Raw genomic sequence first — 15735 nt, forward strand, 5'->3', positions numbered from 1 at the left:
GGCGCCATAGTCTAAGCTTTAACTCCAAGCTCATGGAATTGGCTTGGAGTAATTTTTCCGACACTGATTAGTGTTGTGCTTTCAAAGGATTGATATGTTCAAACTCATTACTCCCAAAACCGATAATCAGATAAACAAGTATTATCAGTTTCGCTGGCAACTGCTTCGTGAGCCATGGCGTATGCCGATCGGCTCAGAGCGCGATGAATACGACGAAATGAGTCATCACCGCATGATTGTTGATGGTCGAGGTCGTCCTATGGCGATTGGCCGTTTATACATTACGCCGGACAATGATGGCCAGATCCGCTATATGGCGGTTAAAAATAATCGCCGTAGCAAAGGGATGGGTTCGCTGGTTTTGGTTGCACTAGAGTCGTTAGCACGCCAGGAAGGAGCGAAACGCTTGGTGTGTAATGCCCGTGAAGATGCCATCGCCTTTTATGAAAAAAATGGCTTTGAGCGTCGAGGTGAGCTGACCGATGAGCGTGGCCCTGTGCGCCATCAGCAAATGGTGAAGCAACTGGATCCGATGGCCAATGTGTTACGTCGCCCTGAATGGTGTACTGAGCTTCAACAGCGCTGGGAGCAACAAATCCCAATTAGCGACAAAATGGGGATCAAGATTAACCAGTACACGGGTTACCAGTTTGAATGCTGTGCGCAGCTTAATCCTAACCTTAATCCGCATAACACCATGTTCGCTGGGTCAGCTTTTACCTTAGCAACCCTGACAGGGTGGGGGATGACGTGGCTGCTGCTTAAAGAGCGTGGGCTGCACGGTGATATTGTGTTGGCCGACAGCTCGATTCGCTATCGTCAACCAGTCGAACAAAACCCCGTGGCGAGTACTTCGTTGGATGGGATCAGTGGTGACCTAGACCGATTGGAGTCGGGACGCAAAGCACGCATCGTTATTCACGTAGTGATTTATAGTGGTGACACGCCAGCTGTTGATTTTGTCGGTACCTATATGCTGATACCGAACTACTCGCAGTTACTCAGTTGCTGATGGGGTAAGCGCCGACTGATCTGCTGGGCGCTTATCTGTTTCACCTTCTTGCTCTGTCGGTGAGAGGGTTTGTTCTGCTGCGGAATTCGTGTCGGGTACTTCATCTTCTTCGATAACTTCTTCGTAAAGCTCTTCCTCTTGAGTCTCCAAATTGATGTTATCAATTACGATTGGCTGCTCGATGGAAGGTTCATTTTTCTGTGGAGTCTCAATATCAGTAGGCTCGGCCAGTTTTGATGCGTTCACGCACTCATTACGGTGGGTTTCGCCACTTAGTAGATCGCCTTCAATGTTTCCGCACGACTCTTCCAATTGATAAGTAATGCCACTTAGCGGGTTGTTGGCCATATCAAATGTTCCCCAAACCTTACCACTTATGGCTTTTCCTGAGATGGTGACCGGCGTTATGGCAACTTCCCCTCGTTGCGCGCTTAAACGCAGTGGACTTAAGGTAATGGCTTTGAGCGAATGATCCGCTTGGGACTTCAAGCGGGTATCTCGGAGATTGGCTTCCACTTCACCCGATAAGCTGTAGGCCAGCATGTTGCGATCACCTGATAACCCTTGTAGATCGAGGCTGAGATCGGAAAAACCATCAATAGCCAGTGTGTCGGGTAAAAAATAATCGTGGAAGAGCGATAAGGGAATACCATCAGCATTGACGTTGAGCGCCCAAGGTTGGCTCGGGGTACTCAAATCTATTTGTCCGATGCCTTCTACGTAGCCTTGCTCGAGTGGCGCAAAAAGGCGAGTCAATTGCCAAAAGCCATCTTTGCTTTGCATGGCAAGTGCTGCGTGAGACGTGAGTATTTGGTCATAGCTGGCGTTGACAACGCTGACTTCCAATTCGCCTTGCCAAAGGCCCCAACGTTGAGCAGACTGTTTAATATCAAGCTGTTGCCCTTCGATATTTAAACCGGAAAGTTGCCAATAAGGTTCGTGAGATAGCTGGATAATTTGGCTGCGCTCAATGTCGAGTCGTTCGATTGCAACATGCTCTAACTCGCTGGTGGCGGCGTGCCACCAATTTAGGTTGTCTTCTGGCTGTGTTGCCCACTTGAGGCCTTGAATAGAGGCTTCTTTGAGCTTCCATTGTGTTGGCGTGAACAATCCAGAAACTTGCACTCGACCTTGCTGCCAATCTAAGCTGAGCTCGTTGAGCTGGATTACTCCTGGCTCGATAGCGGCACTCAAACGTGGCTCTATTGCGGTTTGCTGCTGGAATCGAACGCTATCCGCCTGCAATGACACTTGAGCTTTTGTCTTCCAGAGAGACAGTGGCAGCGTGGCGTTTTCCACAGAAAGATCCAAGTTCTGCCAGTGCCAGTCGCCCCATTCAATATCGGCGTTAAGCAAATCTAAGCTATTAATATGATTAATGCTAAATGGTAGATCGTGCCAAGGTTTTGCAAGCAGTGATTGGCGCTGCGTATTACTCAGTTTCAGCTTGTTGATGGTCACATTTACTAAAGACCAGCCTTGAGGATACTGCTCCCCTTGCCCAGATATTTGACTGTTACGCCAGTTAAAAGAGGTGCCATAAAGCGTACTGTCTTGCGGTTTGTAGTCTATATCGACTAAGACTTGATTAAAGGCTTCGCCATTCCAATAGAGTTGGTCAGCTGCAAGTTGAACTTCGCCATATGGTATTAAATGACCATTCCATTGTGGTGATTGAATTTGAAGGTCAATGCCATTGGCAGAGAACTGCTCGTCGGCGTAATCAATATTTTTGAGCGCGATTTGATGGAATAAAACGTTGTCTAAAGGTGGGAGCTTTGGTGCGCCATACTGCAAGCTCATACCATCAATCAATAAACTATCAACGATCCATTTACCATCGCGATAAACATCGGGATTCATCCATAAATCGACTTGCTCGATGTAAGACGCATCGTCTCCGCTGGTGTTCACGCGTTGTAAAGTTAGGTGATAGGGAAAGCCATAACGCACGCTTCCGGCCCGGAAGGGAAGAGAAAAGGTGTTTGACAGCAAGCGCCAGGTTGCGTCCGCGTAAGATGTTGTTAGCAGCGCAATCGTAGCGGCTGGAATGGCAACTAAGATAACCAGTAACAGAAGTAGAACTCGACGCGCTGTTTTCATCTTTGCTAGAACCTACGTGTGTTATGAAATAAAACTAGATAGGCTTTAGCTTGTATCAATATTCTGTGGTATTCAATAAAAAGCCCCTCAAAAGAGGGGCTTGAAGCAATTTTTGTAACTTGGCCTACGTAAAGGTGATAAGTTAATGCCAACTTTTCACTGCGTTTACGCGACGTCGCTGTTACTCGATTTAATCAATCTGAGGACCAGCCGCAACCAGGGATTTACCTTCAGCGTTGTCTGTGTACTTATCAAAGTTATTGATAAAGCGCGCTGCTAAATCTTTCGCTTTGCTTTCCCACTGAAGTGGGTCAACGTACGTGTCGCGAGGGTCTAGAATGCTAGGATCCACACCTGGTAGTGACGTTGGTACTTCAAGGTTGAAGATTGGAATGTGCTTAGTTGGTGCTTCTTCAATCGAACCATCAAGAATGGCATCAATAATTCCGCGTGTATCTTGAATAGAGATACGTTTGCCAGTGCCGTTCCAACCAGTATTCACTAGGTAAGCCTCAGCGCCTGCTGCTTCCATGCGTTTAACCAGTACTTCTGCGTATTTAGTTGGGTGAAGCGTTAGGAACGCCGCGCCGAAACAAGCAGAGAAAGTTGGTGTTGGCTCAGTAATACCGCGCTCTGTTCCCGCTAGTTTGGCGGTAAAGCCAGACAGGAAGTGGTACTTAGTTTGCTCGGGTGTCAATTTAGATACTGGAGGCAGTACGCCAAATGCATCGGCTGATAGGAAGATCACTTTATTCGCGTGACCGCCTTTTGATACTGGCTTAACGATATTATCGATATGGTAGATAGGGTAAGAAACACGTGTGTTTTCTGTTTTCGAACCATCATCAAAGTCGATAGAACCATCGCCACGTACTGTTACGTTTTCTAGCAGTGCATCACGACGAATTGCATTGTAGATGTCCGGCTCTGCTTCTTTCGAAAGTTTGATGGTTTTTGCGTAACAACCACCTTCGAAGTTGAAGACACCGTCATCATCCCAGCCGTGCTCATCATCACCAATTAGCGCGCGTTTAGGATCAGTCGACAGGGTCGTTTTACCTGTACCAGATAGACCGAAGAATACCGCTACATCGCCATCTTTGCCCATGTTAGCGCTACAGTGCATTGATGCGATGTCTTTTAGTGGAAGGAAGTAGTTCATCATGGCGAACATACCTTTCTTCATTTCACCGCCGTACCAAGTACCACCGATAAGTTGCATGCGCTCGGTTAGGTTAAATACGGTGAAGTTTTCTGAGTTCAGGCCTTGCTCTTCCCATTTTGGATTAGTGCATTTTGCGCCATTCATTACTACGAAGTCTGGTTCAAATGTCGCTAACTCTTCTTCTGTCGGGCGAATAAACATGTTTTTAACGAAGTGCGCTTGCCATGCGACTTCTGTGATAACACGAATGCTCAAACGTGTATCTGGGTTTGCACCACAGTAACCGTCAACAACAAACAAGCGTTTGTTAGAAAGCTGGTTTGTGACCAGTTCTTTTAGCTCGTCCCACACTTCAGGAGTGATTGGCTTGTTATCATTTTTCACTTGATCAGACGTCCACCACATATGTTCTTCTGTCGTAGCGTCTTTGACGATGTATTTATCTTTTGGTGAGCGACCAGTAAAGATGCCAGTGTCAACGGCAACCGCACCTAGTTCAGTAACCACGCCGCGCTCATAACCGGTTAGGTCTTCACGCGTTTCTTCCTCAAACAACATTTCGTAGCTTGGGTTGCGAATAACCTCTTTTACGTTATGCAGTCCGTGCTTGGTTAGATCAAGTGTTGCAGCCTTAGTATGTTCCATAACGGTCATAGGTGCTCCTTATAAGGATTTTGTAGGGATTTTGTAAGAATGTTTTAATTTTAATCTGCTCACCATGCTAGCAACGGGGCGGGGAGAAAACAGGGAGATAGCTCAAAATTTACCCATGATTTCAATAAGGTTTTAGGTAACCCGTCACATATTGGTGGGAATAGTCTATCGTGCACGCAATCCTTTGCGCTAGGGCAAAATCATTATTAATTGTTTAAAATTAAGCAGTTGTTTTATTACGCTTGAGGCTAGTTATTACGAGGGGTTGATCACAAAAAGGCCAGCGTTAAGCTGGCCTTTTGTAGGGTAAATTACGTGCTTGATAAGCTATGTAAATTAATGCAGGGTTTTCTTGTCCGTAGAAGCTTGTGCATACAGTTCAGTGACTTCAGATTCGTCGAACGTATAAGTTGTGCCACAGTAATCACAATGTAAAGAAACTGATCCAACTTCTGCCAAAATGTCATAAATTTCAGCTTTCTCAACGGTGATGATTGCGGCACCGCTACGCTCACGAGAACAGCCACAATGGAACTCGACAGGTTGCGGCTCGTACAGACGTACTTTGTCTTGGTTATATAGTCGATACAATAACTCGTTCGCTTCTAAACCAAACAATTCTTCATCTTTTACTGTGTCAGTGAGCTGCTCTAGATGTTCGAAATCATCTGGAGAGCCAGTGCCGTCAGGGATCACTTGAATCAACATACCTGCTGCGTGTGCTTTGCCTTCATGCTCACCAGTGCGGATCCATAGGCGCGTTTTTAACTGCTCTGAGTTTGCAAAGTAGCCTTCTAGCACTTCTGCTAAAGTGTCACCTTCTAGTCCAACGACGCCTTGGTAACGCTCGCCGTTTTTCGGTTCGATGGTGATCACAAGGTAGCCCTTACCCATTAGATCGTGAATGTTTGCGTCATCGGCAACATCGCCTTCCCAGCGAGCTACGCCACGAACACGTTGGTTATGGTCACCGTTGATAACGGCAAGAGACACAGGACCGTCGCCTTGTAGCTGGATGGTGATCGAACCTTCGAACTTAAGAGTGGCAGTTAAAAGAGTAGTTGAAACGAGTAGCTCACCCAGCAGTTTCTCTATTGCTGCCGGATATTCCTTGCTGGAGATAACACGTTGGTACGCTTCATCCAATTGTACCAACTCGCCACGTACTGAAAGATCTTCGAATAGGTAGCGGTTTAAAACATTATTTGCCATGGAGTGCTTTCCTCGTTGGTAATTCCGGCTTTTATTGGTGTTTGAACTTAATGATGTCTCGGCGCTGCTTTTTATCTGGGCGGCGTTCCGGACTTGGGTTGTGGGCATTAAGCTTACGTTGAGTCGCGTGTTCCTCACGTTTCGCGATACTCTCATTGGTTTCGCGATATAAGGTTTGTGCGATGGGAGCGCCTCGGCGTTGATCTGAGATTTGTTCGATGATCACGATTTTTTCTTCGTTGCCTTGACGAAGTCTGACTTCAGCGCCCACTTCAACGATTTTACTCGGCTTGCTTCGTTGGCCATTATAGTGGACTTTACCGCCATCGACCATGTTACGCGCGATGGAGCGGGTTTTGTAAAATCTTGCGGCCCATAGCCATTTATCTAGCCTAACGGCTTCATTTAGGGAACTCATAGAACACTACGCTATCTAATCACTGCCCGAATACGGCAATGAGTGATGGATTATTCACCTACAGATGGAGTCAAGGCGTATTTTTTTCAAGGGAGTTGGCAAAAACTGCATAAGAAAAAGGTATGAAAGACAACTTGTGATATAGTTCACTGCTCTTTGTTGAGTAATAATTTTATTGCAAATTTAGCAATTTAAAGTCGATAGCTATCGTTATAGCTTAAATGACGGACGTTAGAATAAAGGAATCCATTCAGTGAAACGTTTAGAGCTAAGTGCAGGATTATCAAGCAGACCGCTACTGGCTCAGATCAAGTCCAATCATTATACCATTCAAGCCAAACTTAGCTTGTTGCTTACCTGTCTGTTTATTGCGATAACCGGATGGATACTTGGCAAAATTGTGTGGTTAGCCATACCTCAATCGTCGGAAGTGCCGCAATGGCGTCCATCGGCGAGTAGCGTTGCTGCGAGCAATAAAGGCGACGCGATAGATTTTAATGCCCTTCAGAATGCCAACCTATTCGGTACATACACTGAGCAAAAAGCGGCGGTTGTAGAACAGCCTATTGTTAAAGACGCCCCTAAGACGCGCCTTAACCTTACGCTGGTCGGTGCGGTTGCAAGTAGTGATGCCAACACCAGCCTTGCTGTTATTGCTAACCGAGGTAAGCAAGCTACGTACGGTTTGGGTGAAGAAATCGAAGGGACACGTGCGACACTAAAAGCGGTATTGGTGGATCGCGTCATCATTGATAACCAAGGTCGAGACGAGACCTTAATGATGGAAGGTATAGAATATAAGAAGCTATCTGAATCGCCGCAGGTAGCCAGGGCGCAAGCTCAGCGAGCAGAAGCAGCGACGTCTGACGTTGGAGAGAAATTAGAGCAAATCCGCGAGGAAATTGCGAAAGATCCACAAAGCGTTTTTAAATACATCACTATTTCACCCGTCAAAAAAGACGGAGACATTGTTGGTTATCGAGTATCACCTGGTCGTGATGCCGCATTATTTAATGATGTAGGGCTACAACCTGGCGATATTGCGGTTCAACTGAACGGGATCGATTTAAGTGACCCGTCTTCTTCAGTACAACTGATGCAAGTGATGAGCGATCCGCAAGAATTAAATTTAACTGTTGAGCGAGACGGCCAACAGTACGATATCTATATCCAATTGTAAGACTTAGGCAACCGGCGTAAGTTCAGGGAGACATACGTGAAACATTGGTTCAGCAAAAGTGCTTGGCTACTAGCAGGAAGTTTACTCTGCGTACCAGGTGCAATGGCAAACGAATTTAGTGCGAGCTTTAAAGGCACTGATATTCAAGAATTCATCAACATAGTGGGTCGTAACCTCGAAAAGACCATCATTGTTGATCCTTCAGTACGCGGTAAAATCGATGTCCGCAGCTATGACGTTCTTAACGAAGAGCAATACTACAGCTTTTTCCTTAATGTCCTTGAAGTATACGGTTACGCAGTCGTAGAAATGGACAATGGGGTACTTAAGGTTATCAAAGCAAAAGACTCAAAAACCTCAGCAATCCCTGTGTTAGGTGATGGCAGCGCGCAAGGCGATAGTGTTATCACTCGAGTTGTCGCGGTGCGTAATGTGTCGGTTCGAGAGTTGTCTCCTCTACTTCGTCAGCTGATTGATAACGCCGGTGCCGGTAACGTGGTTCATTATGATCCAGCGAATATTATCTTGATTACTGGTCGTGCGGCAGTAGTGAATCGCTTAGCAGAGATCATCAAGCGTGTTGACCAAGCCGGTGATAAAGAAATTGAATTGGTGGAGCTGCGTAATGCATCTGCTGCTGAAATGGTACGCATTGTCGAAGCACTGAATAAAAGTGCGAATCAGAAAAGCACGCCAGAGTTCCTTGAACCTAAAATTGTGGCCGATGAACGTACTAACGCGATTTTAATTTCTGGTGATCCAAAAGTAAGAGCCCGCTTGAAACGTTTGATTCGTCAACTTGATGTTGAAATGGCGACAAAAGGTAACAACCGAGTTGTGTACCTGAAAAATGCGAAAGCTGAAGACTTGGTGGATGTATTGAAAGGTGTTTCCGATAACCTGCAAGCTGAAAAGCAAGCCGGTCAGAAAACATCAGGTGCATCGCGTGGTGAGGTCGTCATTGCTGCTCACGCTGCAACTAACTCGTTAGTTTTAACAGCGCCACCAGATATTATGATGGCATTACAAGACGTCATTTCTCAACTCGATATTCGTCGTGCTCAGGTTCTTATTGAAGCGTTAATTGTCGAAATGTCTGAAGGTGATGGTATTAACCTAGGTGTTCAGTGGGGTTCATTAGAAACGGGTGCTGTAATTCAGTACGGTAACTCAGGAGCCCCGATTGGTCAGGTGATGGTTGGTCTAGAAGAAGCAAAAGATCAAACCCGAACTGAATACTATACCAACTCTAATGGCGAACGAACGCCATATGATGTTACTGAATCAGGTGACTACTCTACGCTAGCGTCAGCACTTAGCGGAGTAAATGGTGCGGCAATGAGTATTGTCATGGGTGACTGGACAGCGCTAATTAGTGCTGTTGCTTCTGACTCCAACTCAAACATTCTATCTTCTCCGAGTATTACCGTAATGGATAATGGCGAAGCATCATTTATTGTGGGTGAAGAGGTTCCGGTTATTACGGGCTCTACGGCTGGCTCAAACAACGACAACCCATTCCAAACGGTTGACCGTAAAGAAGTCGGTATCAAACTCAAAGTAGTGCCACAAATTAACGAAGGTGACTCTGTACAGTTAAACATTGAACAAGAAGTTTCCAACGTATTAGGCGCAAACGGTGCGGTTGACGTTCGCTTTGCTAAACGACAGTTAAACACCTCTGTCATGATCCAAGATGGTCAGATGTTGGTTCTTGGTGGTTTGGTCGATGAACGCGCACTTGAAAGTGAGTCTAAAGTGCCGCTATTGGGTGACATTCCGGTACTTGGCCATCTGTTCAAGTCAACTAGCACGCAAACAGAAAAACGTAACTTGATGGTGTTCATCAAGCCGACGATTATTCGCGATGGTGTGACGGCCGACGGTATTACGCAGCGTAAATACAACTTTATTCGCGCAGAACAGCTTTACAAAGCGGATCAAGGTTTGAAGTTGATGGCTGACGAGAAGATCCCGGTTATGCCAGCCTTTGGCCAGGAGCGTCAGCACCCAACAGAGATCCAAGCGTTTATTGATCAAATGGAAAACAACTAATGGTTGATATGTTAGACACAGCGCCAAGTATGCGTCGTCTGCCATTCAGTTTTGCCAACCGCTTTAAACTGGTGCTGGAGACAGAGCATCCTGAGCGTCCACCTATTCTTTACTATGTCGAGCCGCTTAACCCTGCGGCTCTGGTTGAAGTCCGTCGTGTATTAAAGAAAAGCTTCGTACCGCAACCTATCGATAAAGAAGCCTTTGATAAAAAGCTGACTGAAGCATATCAACGCGACTCGTCTGAAGCGCGTCAGTTGATGGAAGATATTGGTGCTGATAGCGATGATTTCTTCTCTTTGGCTGAAGAACTGCCGCATGATGAAGACTTATTAGAATCGGAAGACGATGCGCCAATCATCAAATTGATCAACGCCATGTTGGGCGAAGCGATCAAAGAAGGTGCGTCGGATATTCATATTGAGACGTTCGAGAAAACCCTTTCGATTCGTTTCCGTGTCGATGGCGTATTGCGTGAAGTTCTGACCCCAAGTCGTAAGCTAGCGCCTTTGCTGGTTTCTCGTGTGAAGGTTATGGCTAAACTAGATATCGCAGAAAAGCGTGTGCCTCAAGATGGCCGTATTTCGTTGCGTATCGGTGGTCGTGCGGTGGACGTGCGTGTATCGACGATGCCGTCCTCTCATGGGGAGCGCGTGGTAATGCGTCTGTTGGATAAAAACGCGACTCGTCTTGATTTACATAGTTTGGGCATGACCCCTTCAGTGCATGACAACTTCCGTCACTTGATTGGCCGCCCTCACGGTATCATCTTGGTGACGGGCCCGACAGGTTCTGGTAAATCCACCACCTTGTACGCTGGCTTGCAAGAGATCAATAGCAACGAACGCAACATTCTAACGGTTGAAGACCCGATCGAATTTGATATTGATGGCATCGGTCAAACTCAGGTGAACCCAAAGGTCGACATGACGTTTGCGCGCGGCTTGCGTGCCATTCTGCGTCAGGACCCGGATGTGGTGATGGTCGGTGAGATCCGTGACTTAGAAACCGCACAAATTGCAGTGCAAGCGTCCTTAACGGGTCACTTGGTAATGTCGACTCTCCACACCAACACCGCAGTGGGTGCGATTACGCGTCTACGTGATATGGGTATTGAGCCATTCCTTATTTCTTCTTCGTTATTAGGGGTGCTAGCGCAGCGCTTAGTTCGAACGCTTTGTCCAAGCTGTAAAGAGCCGTATGAAGCCGATGCGGAACAGAAAAAACTGTTTGGTATGGAAGCGCATGAACCGTTAGAACTGCACCGAGCAAAAGGCTGTGAAGCGTGTAACCAAAAAGGCTACCGAGGTCGAACAGGTATCCACGAGCTCATTATGGTTGATGAGCAAGTACAAGAGTTGATTCACCGAGAGTCTGGTGAGCAAGAAATTGAGAGAGCCGTTCGCGCCCATACGCCAAGTATTCGCAGCGATGGTTTAAGCAAAGTGCGTCGTGGCATTACGTCACTTGAAGAAGTGATGCGAGTGACGAAGGAAACCTAATGGCGGCATTTGAGTACAAAGCGCTAGATGCAAAAGGCAAGCATAAAAAAGGCACGATAGAAGGGGACAACGCCCGACAAGTGCGCCAGCGACTCAAAGAGCAAGGGATGATCCCGATTGAAGTGGTTGAGACGAAAGCTAAATCGGCTAAGTCTTCAGGTTCAGTCAGCTTCAAGCGCGGCGTCTCAACATCTGAGCTGGCACTCATCACACGGCAATTGTCTACGCTAGTCCAATCAGGTATGCCTTTGGAAGAGTGTTTGCGTGCGGTCTCTGAGCAGGCTGAAAAGCCGAGGATTCGTTCTATGTTGGCTGCGGTTCGCTCGAAAGTAACAGAGGGTTATCCGCTTGCCGACAGTTTTGCCGATTACCCACATGTGTTTGATGAACTGTACCGCTCCATGGTTGCGGCGGGCGAAAAATCAGGTCACCTCGATACCGTATTAGAGCGTTTGGCAGACTACGTCGAAAACCGCCAAAAGATGCGATCTAAATTGCTTCAAGCCATGATTTATCCTGTAGTTTTGGTGGTATTCGCGGTTGTCATCGTTTCGTTCTTATTGGCGACAGTTGTTCCTAAAATCATTGAACCCATCATTCAGATGGGCCAAGAGTTACCTCAATCGACGCAATTTTTACTGGCAGCCAGTGAGTTTGTGCAAGATTGGGGGCTGATTATTTTCGTTGTGCTGGTGGCGCTTTTCTATGGCCTCAAACTGGCGTTGCAAAAGCCAGACTTTCGCTTAGCTTGGGACAGAAAAATCTTGAGCTTACCGCTAATAGGTAAGATCTCTCGAGGTTTGAATACCGCACGATTCGCACGAACGCTTTCGATCTGTACTTCCAGTGCGATTCCAATTCTAGAGGGTATGCGCGTTGCGGTAGATGTTATGTCTAACCGTTATGTGAAGCAGCAAGTCTTGCTTGCAGCGGATAACGTTCGAGAGGGGGCTAGTCTGCGTAAGGCGTTGGATCAAACTCGCTTGTTTCCACCAATGATGCTACACATGATCGCCAGTGGTGAGCAAAGTGGTGAATTAGAGAGCATGTTGACGCGGGCTGCCGATAACCAAGATCAAAACTTTGAATCAACAGTCAATATTGCTCTGGGTGTGTTTACTCCTGCGCTGATTGCATTAATGGCTGGATTAGTGTTGTTCATTGTGATGGCGACCTTGATGCCAATGCTAGAAATGAATAACTTGATGAGTGGATAATTTCGAATTAAGACGTGTCTACTAACGGCATGGCTTTAATCTAACTTTCGGAGAAAAAAATGAAGTTTAAGCGTAGTAAACAACAGGGTTTTACACTTTTAGAAGTGATGGTTGTTGTGGTTATCCTAGGTATTTTGGCAAGTTTTGTTGTTCCAAACCTATTGGGTAACAAAGAGAAGGCTGACCAACAAAAAGCGATTACGGACATTGTCGCGTTGGAAAATGCCTTAGATATGTACAAGTTGGATAACAGCGTTTACCCAACAACGGACCAAGGTCTAGAAGCATTGGTTAGTAAGCCATCTAACCCAGAGCCACGCAACTACCGTGATGGTGGTTACATCAAACGTCTTCCTAATGACCCTTGGGGCAACCAGTACCAATACTTAAGCCCAGGTGATAACGGTACAATCGATATCTTCACTCTAGGCGCAGATGGCCAAGAGGGTGGAGAAGGTCCAGCTGCAGATATTGGCAACTGGAACATGCAAGACTTCCAATAATTGAGCCTAAGCCAGCACTAATGAAACAAATGCGAAAACATAACGGTTTTACATTGATAGAAATTCTATTGGTGCTGGTTTTGCTATCTCTTACGGCTGTGGCCGTGATCTCGACGTTACCGACTAGCCAAAAAGATCTTTCCAAACAGTATGCTCAAAGCTTTTTTCAGCGTTTACAGCTGCTCAATGAAGAAGCGGTGCTGAGCGGTAAAGATTTTGGCGTTCGAGTGGATGATACCAAATCGACCTACGCTCTACTGAGTTTAACCTCAGAAGGTTGGCAGCCTCTGAAATTAAAGCAGATTCCGAGCAAAACCAAGCTAGAAGAAGATATTACGCTACAACTCGAGCTCGGAGGTGGTGCTTGGGATAATGATGAGCGCTTATTCAAACCAGGTTCTCTTTTTGATGAAGACATGTTCGCAGAAGAAGAGGACGAAAAGAAAATTCAGCCACCGCAAGTGTTTATCTTTTCCAGCGCCGAAGTCACGCCATTTACCCTGTCTTTTTTTCCGCAAAATGGTGATGCCTTTAATGACGGTTGGCGAGTCATTGGCAAAGAAAGTGGACAAATTTTGTTATTAGCTCCGGGCGAAGAAGTGAAAGAGGATGAGAATGCGCAATTTTAAGCAAGCTCGCCCAAATTTGAGTCATCGCCGGACGAGAGGCATGACCTTACTGGAAGTATTGGTCGCACTGGCAATTTTCGCTACCGCTGCCATCAGCGTCATTCGCTCTGTGAGCCAGCATATTAATACAATCAGTTATCTAGAAGAAAAAATGTTTGCAGCCATGGTTGTGGATAATCAGATGGCAAATGTGATGTTGAATACCGGAGAACTCAAAGCGAAAAACGGCACAGAAGAGCTGGCAGGACGCACTTGGTTCTGGAAAGTCACGCCAGTCGCCACGACGCAGCCATTGCTGAAAGCATTTGATGTGAGCGTCTCGGTAGAGAAAAGCGCGAGCCCTGTATTAACGGTACGAAGCTATGTGGCGCAATAATCATCCCCGCGCAAACACGCGCCAAAGGGTAAAAGGTTTTACACTTATTGAAGTGTTGGTATCGATTGCCATCTTTGCCAGTTTAAGTGTCGCAGCGTACCAAGTGGTATCGCAAGTACAGCGTAGCAATGCGCTATCACAAGAACGAACCCAACGCTTAAACGAAATTCAGCGTGCCATGGTTATGATGGATAACGATTTTCGTCAAATGGCGATGCGTCAAACGCGTACTAATGGTGAAGAGCCTTCTAGCCGGCTAATTTTTTGGTCCGATTACCTGTTGGACTCCGATACCAAAGGACTGATGTTTGCCCGTTTAGGTTGGCACAACCCTCAGCAGCAGTTCCCTCGTGGAGAAGTAACCAAGGTTGGCTATCGCTTAAAAGAAGAAACACTGCAGCGAGTATGGTGGCACTATCCTGATACGCCGGTTGGGCAACAAGGCACTGTTACTCCATTGCTAACGCAGGTCGAGTCATTTGATATGCGTTTTTATGATGGTAAGCAATGGAAAAAAGAGTGGGCTGAAGAAAAAGCGCTGCCGAAAGCGGTTTCTGTTGTTCTCACTCTCAAAGACTATGGAGAAATTGCCCGCACTTATCTCACTCCTGATGGCACATTGAGTCAGAAAGAGGAAAGTTCAGGAGACAGCAATAATGGTTAACCGTCAGCGCGGTGTTGCTTTGATTATAGTGTTGATGTTGCTGGCGATTATGGCGACGGTTGCCGCCAGCATGTCGGAACGTTTGTTCTTGCAGTTTCAGCGAGGCGCTAATCAAATCAATTACCAGCAAGCGTACTGGTACAGCCTTGGCGTCGAGGCGCTAGCAAAAGTGGGTATCGAACAAAGTTATAAAGACACCGACACGATTAATATGAGTCAACCGTGGGCGATAAAAGAGCAAGTCTATCCGTTAGATTATGGTCAAGCGGCGGGACGAATTAGAGACAAGCAAGCGTGCTTTAATCTAAATGTATTGAGTCGTGTGCAACCAACGGGTCAGCAAATTACAAGACCATATTTAGTGAATGTATTGCAGCGCCTATTAGAAGAGTTGGATGTCGAGCCATATCAAGCAGAAATCATTGCAGACTCTACTTGGGAATACATTGATGCTGATGACTCTGTCCGTTCGACTACTGGGGTTGAAGACAGCACATATGAAGCGATGAAGCCTTCCTATTTGGCATCAAATGGTTGGATGGCAGATGCTTCCGAGTTACGGGCTGTCTATCAGGTGAGTGGTGAAATTTTCCAAAAATTGGAGCCGTTGGTCTGTGCATTACCAAGTGATGACTGGCGTTTAAACGTGAATACGATTGATGTTGAGCAAGCTCCGATTTTGGTGGCAATGTTCTCACCAAACTTAAGCAGTAGTGATGCGATTCAGCTAATTGAAAAACGCCCATTTGATGGGTGGGATAGCATTGATGAATTTTTAGCAGAGTCAGAAATGGCTGGCTTAAGTGAAGATGTAAAGAAAAACGCCAAAGGCTATTTGGGTGTGGATAGCGCCTTTTTTGAATTGGATGCACAAGTGTTGGTGGATGAATCACGTGTACGTATCCGAAGCCTTTTGCAAAGTACAAATAGAGAAACGGTGACCGTAGTTCGCCGTCGTTTTGGAGGGATCAGTGAGCGAGTTTCTGACCGTTCGGCTGAGTAGCGAACAACAAAGTACCATTCCTTGGGTGGTGTGGTCGACAGA

14 protein-coding genes are annotated in these 15735 nt (G+C 46.4%); 10 read left to right on the plus strand and 4 right to left on the minus strand.

What is annotated here, in order from left to right; translation table 11 throughout:
• Positions 1–94 precede the first annotated feature (94 nt).
• Entirely contained in the window at positions 95–1012 is a 918-nt protein-coding gene (locus tag R7P72_RS22435) for a bifunctional GNAT family N-acetyltransferase/hotdog fold thioesterase (protein WP_005379283.1), read from the plus strand.
• On the opposite strand, the gene R7P72_RS22440 is transcribed toward R7P72_RS22435, so the two are convergent.
• The 4 genes from R7P72_RS22440 to hslR form a co-directional block, all read right to left on the minus strand.
• Positions 998–3115, minus strand: coding sequence for an AsmA family protein (locus R7P72_RS22440; protein ID WP_005379285.1), 2118 nt, complete (start codon positions 3113–3115; stop codon positions 998–1000). The two genes, R7P72_RS22435 and R7P72_RS22440, sit on opposite strands and share 15 nt — an antisense overlap.
• A 190-nt stretch (positions 3116–3305) precedes the next feature.
• Positions 3306–4934, minus strand: coding sequence for a phosphoenolpyruvate carboxykinase (ATP) (gene pckA / locus R7P72_RS22445; RefSeq protein WP_005379288.1), 1629 nt, complete (start codon positions 4932–4934; stop codon positions 3306–3308).
• Positions 4935–5270: 336 nt separating this feature from the next.
• Positions 5271–6146 carry an Hsp33 family molecular chaperone HslO gene (gene hslO, locus R7P72_RS22450; RefSeq protein ID WP_005379290.1) on the minus strand — a complete coding sequence of 292 codons (876 nt, stop codon included), beginning with the start codon at positions 6144–6146 and terminating at the stop codon, positions 5271–5273.
• A gap of 31 nt (positions 6147–6177) precedes the next feature.
• Positions 6178–6564, minus strand: coding sequence for a ribosome-associated heat shock protein Hsp15 (hslR, locus tag R7P72_RS22455; RefSeq protein ID WP_005379292.1), 387 nt, complete (start codon positions 6562–6564; stop codon positions 6178–6180).
• Between the two features lie 253 nt (positions 6565–6817).
• Here hslR and gspC point away from each other — a divergent pair, with 253 nt between their 5' ends.
• The 9 genes from gspC to gspK are packed head-to-tail and all read left to right on the plus strand — an operon-like array spanning position 6818 to position 15693.
• On the plus strand, positions 6818–7744 hold the full coding sequence (gene gspC / locus R7P72_RS22460) for a type II secretion system protein GspC (RefSeq protein WP_213907356.1): 927 nt from the start codon (positions 6818–6820) through the stop codon (positions 7742–7744).
• 36 nt (positions 7745–7780) lie between these two features.
• Complete coding sequence (gene gspD, locus R7P72_RS22465) at positions 7781–9799, plus strand: type II secretion system secretin GspD (RefSeq protein ID WP_005379295.1); 2019 nt, start codon at positions 7781–7783, stop codon at positions 9797–9799.
• Positions 9799–11301 (plus strand): type II secretion system ATPase GspE, encoded by a 1503-nt coding sequence (gene gspE / locus R7P72_RS22470; RefSeq protein WP_005379296.1) that lies wholly within the window; start codon positions 9799–9801, stop codon positions 11299–11301. The genes gspD and gspE overlap by 1 nt, the downstream gene beginning before the upstream one ends.
• Entirely contained in the window at positions 11301–12518 is a 1218-nt protein-coding gene (gspF, locus tag R7P72_RS22475; RefSeq protein ID WP_005379297.1) for a type II secretion system inner membrane protein GspF, read from the plus strand. The genes gspE and gspF overlap by 1 nt, the downstream gene beginning before the upstream one ends.
• Positions 12519–12577: 59 nt before the next feature.
• Positions 12578–13021 (plus strand): type II secretion system major pseudopilin GspG, encoded by a 444-nt coding sequence (gene gspG / locus R7P72_RS22480; RefSeq protein WP_005379298.1) that lies wholly within the window; start codon positions 12578–12580, stop codon positions 13019–13021.
• Positions 13022–13050: 29 nt separating this feature from the next.
• Positions 13051–13650 carry a prepilin-type N-terminal cleavage/methylation domain-containing protein gene (locus R7P72_RS22485; RefSeq protein ID WP_031779019.1) on the plus strand — a complete coding sequence of 200 codons (600 nt, stop codon included), beginning with the start codon at positions 13051–13053 and terminating at the stop codon, positions 13648–13650.
• Positions 13637–14026 carry a type II secretion system minor pseudopilin GspI gene (gspI, locus tag R7P72_RS22490; protein ID WP_005379300.1) on the plus strand — a complete coding sequence of 130 codons (390 nt, stop codon included), beginning with the start codon at positions 13637–13639 and terminating at the stop codon, positions 14024–14026. The genes R7P72_RS22485 and gspI overlap by 14 nt, the downstream gene beginning before the upstream one ends.
• Positions 14013–14690 carry a type II secretion system minor pseudopilin GspJ gene (gene gspJ, locus R7P72_RS22495; RefSeq protein WP_005379301.1) on the plus strand — a complete coding sequence of 226 codons (678 nt, stop codon included), beginning with the start codon at positions 14013–14015 and terminating at the stop codon, positions 14688–14690. The genes gspI and gspJ overlap by 14 nt, the downstream gene beginning before the upstream one ends.
• Positions 14683–15693: a type II secretion system minor pseudopilin GspK gene (gspK, locus tag R7P72_RS22500; protein WP_005379302.1), complete on the plus strand. Its 1011-nt coding sequence runs from the start codon at positions 14683–14685 to the stop codon at positions 15691–15693. Before gspJ ends, gspK begins: the two co-directional genes overlap by 8 nt.
• Positions 15694–15735 lie beyond the last annotated feature (42 nt).

It is taken from the genome of Vibrio sp. Vb0888 (assembly GCF_033338835.1).
In the GTDB taxonomy this organism is placed as follows: Bacteria; Pseudomonadota; Gammaproteobacteria; order Enterobacterales; family Vibrionaceae; genus Vibrio; species Vibrio alginolyticus.

Coding starts and splice junctions, on each gene's coding strand:
- R7P72_RS22435 (WP_005379283.1), top strand. CDS start 95: ATGTTCAAACTCATTACTCCCAAAACCGATAATCAGATAAACAAGTAT.
- R7P72_RS22440 (WP_005379285.1), bottom strand. CDS start 3,115: ATGAAAACAGCGCGTCGAGTTCTACTTCTGTTACTGGTTATCTTAGTT.
- pckA (WP_005379288.1), bottom strand. CDS start 4,934: ATGACCGTTATGGAACATACTAAGGCTGCAACACTTGATCTAACCAAG.
- hslO (WP_005379290.1), bottom strand. CDS start 6,146: ATGGCAAATAATGTTTTAAACCGCTACCTATTCGAAGATCTTTCAGTA.
- hslR (WP_005379292.1), bottom strand. CDS start 6,564: ATGAGTTCCCTAAATGAAGCCGTTAGGCTAGATAAATGGCTATGGGCC.
- gspE (WP_005379296.1), top strand. CDS start 9,799: ATGGTTGATATGTTAGACACAGCGCCAAGTATGCGTCGTCTGCCATTC.
- gspF (WP_005379297.1), top strand. CDS start 11,301: ATGGCGGCATTTGAGTACAAAGCGCTAGATGCAAAAGGCAAGCATAAA.
- gspG (WP_005379298.1), top strand. CDS start 12,578: ATGAAGTTTAAGCGTAGTAAACAACAGGGTTTTACACTTTTAGAAGTG.
- R7P72_RS22485 (WP_031779019.1), top strand. CDS start 13,051: ATGCGAAAACATAACGGTTTTACATTGATAGAAATTCTATTGGTGCTG.
- gspI (WP_005379300.1), top strand. CDS start 13,637: ATGCGCAATTTTAAGCAAGCTCGCCCAAATTTGAGTCATCGCCGGACG.
- gspJ (WP_005379301.1), top strand. CDS start 14,013: ATGTGGCGCAATAATCATCCCCGCGCAAACACGCGCCAAAGGGTAAAA.
- gspK (WP_005379302.1), top strand. CDS start 14,683: ATGGTTAACCGTCAGCGCGGTGTTGCTTTGATTATAGTGTTGATGTTG.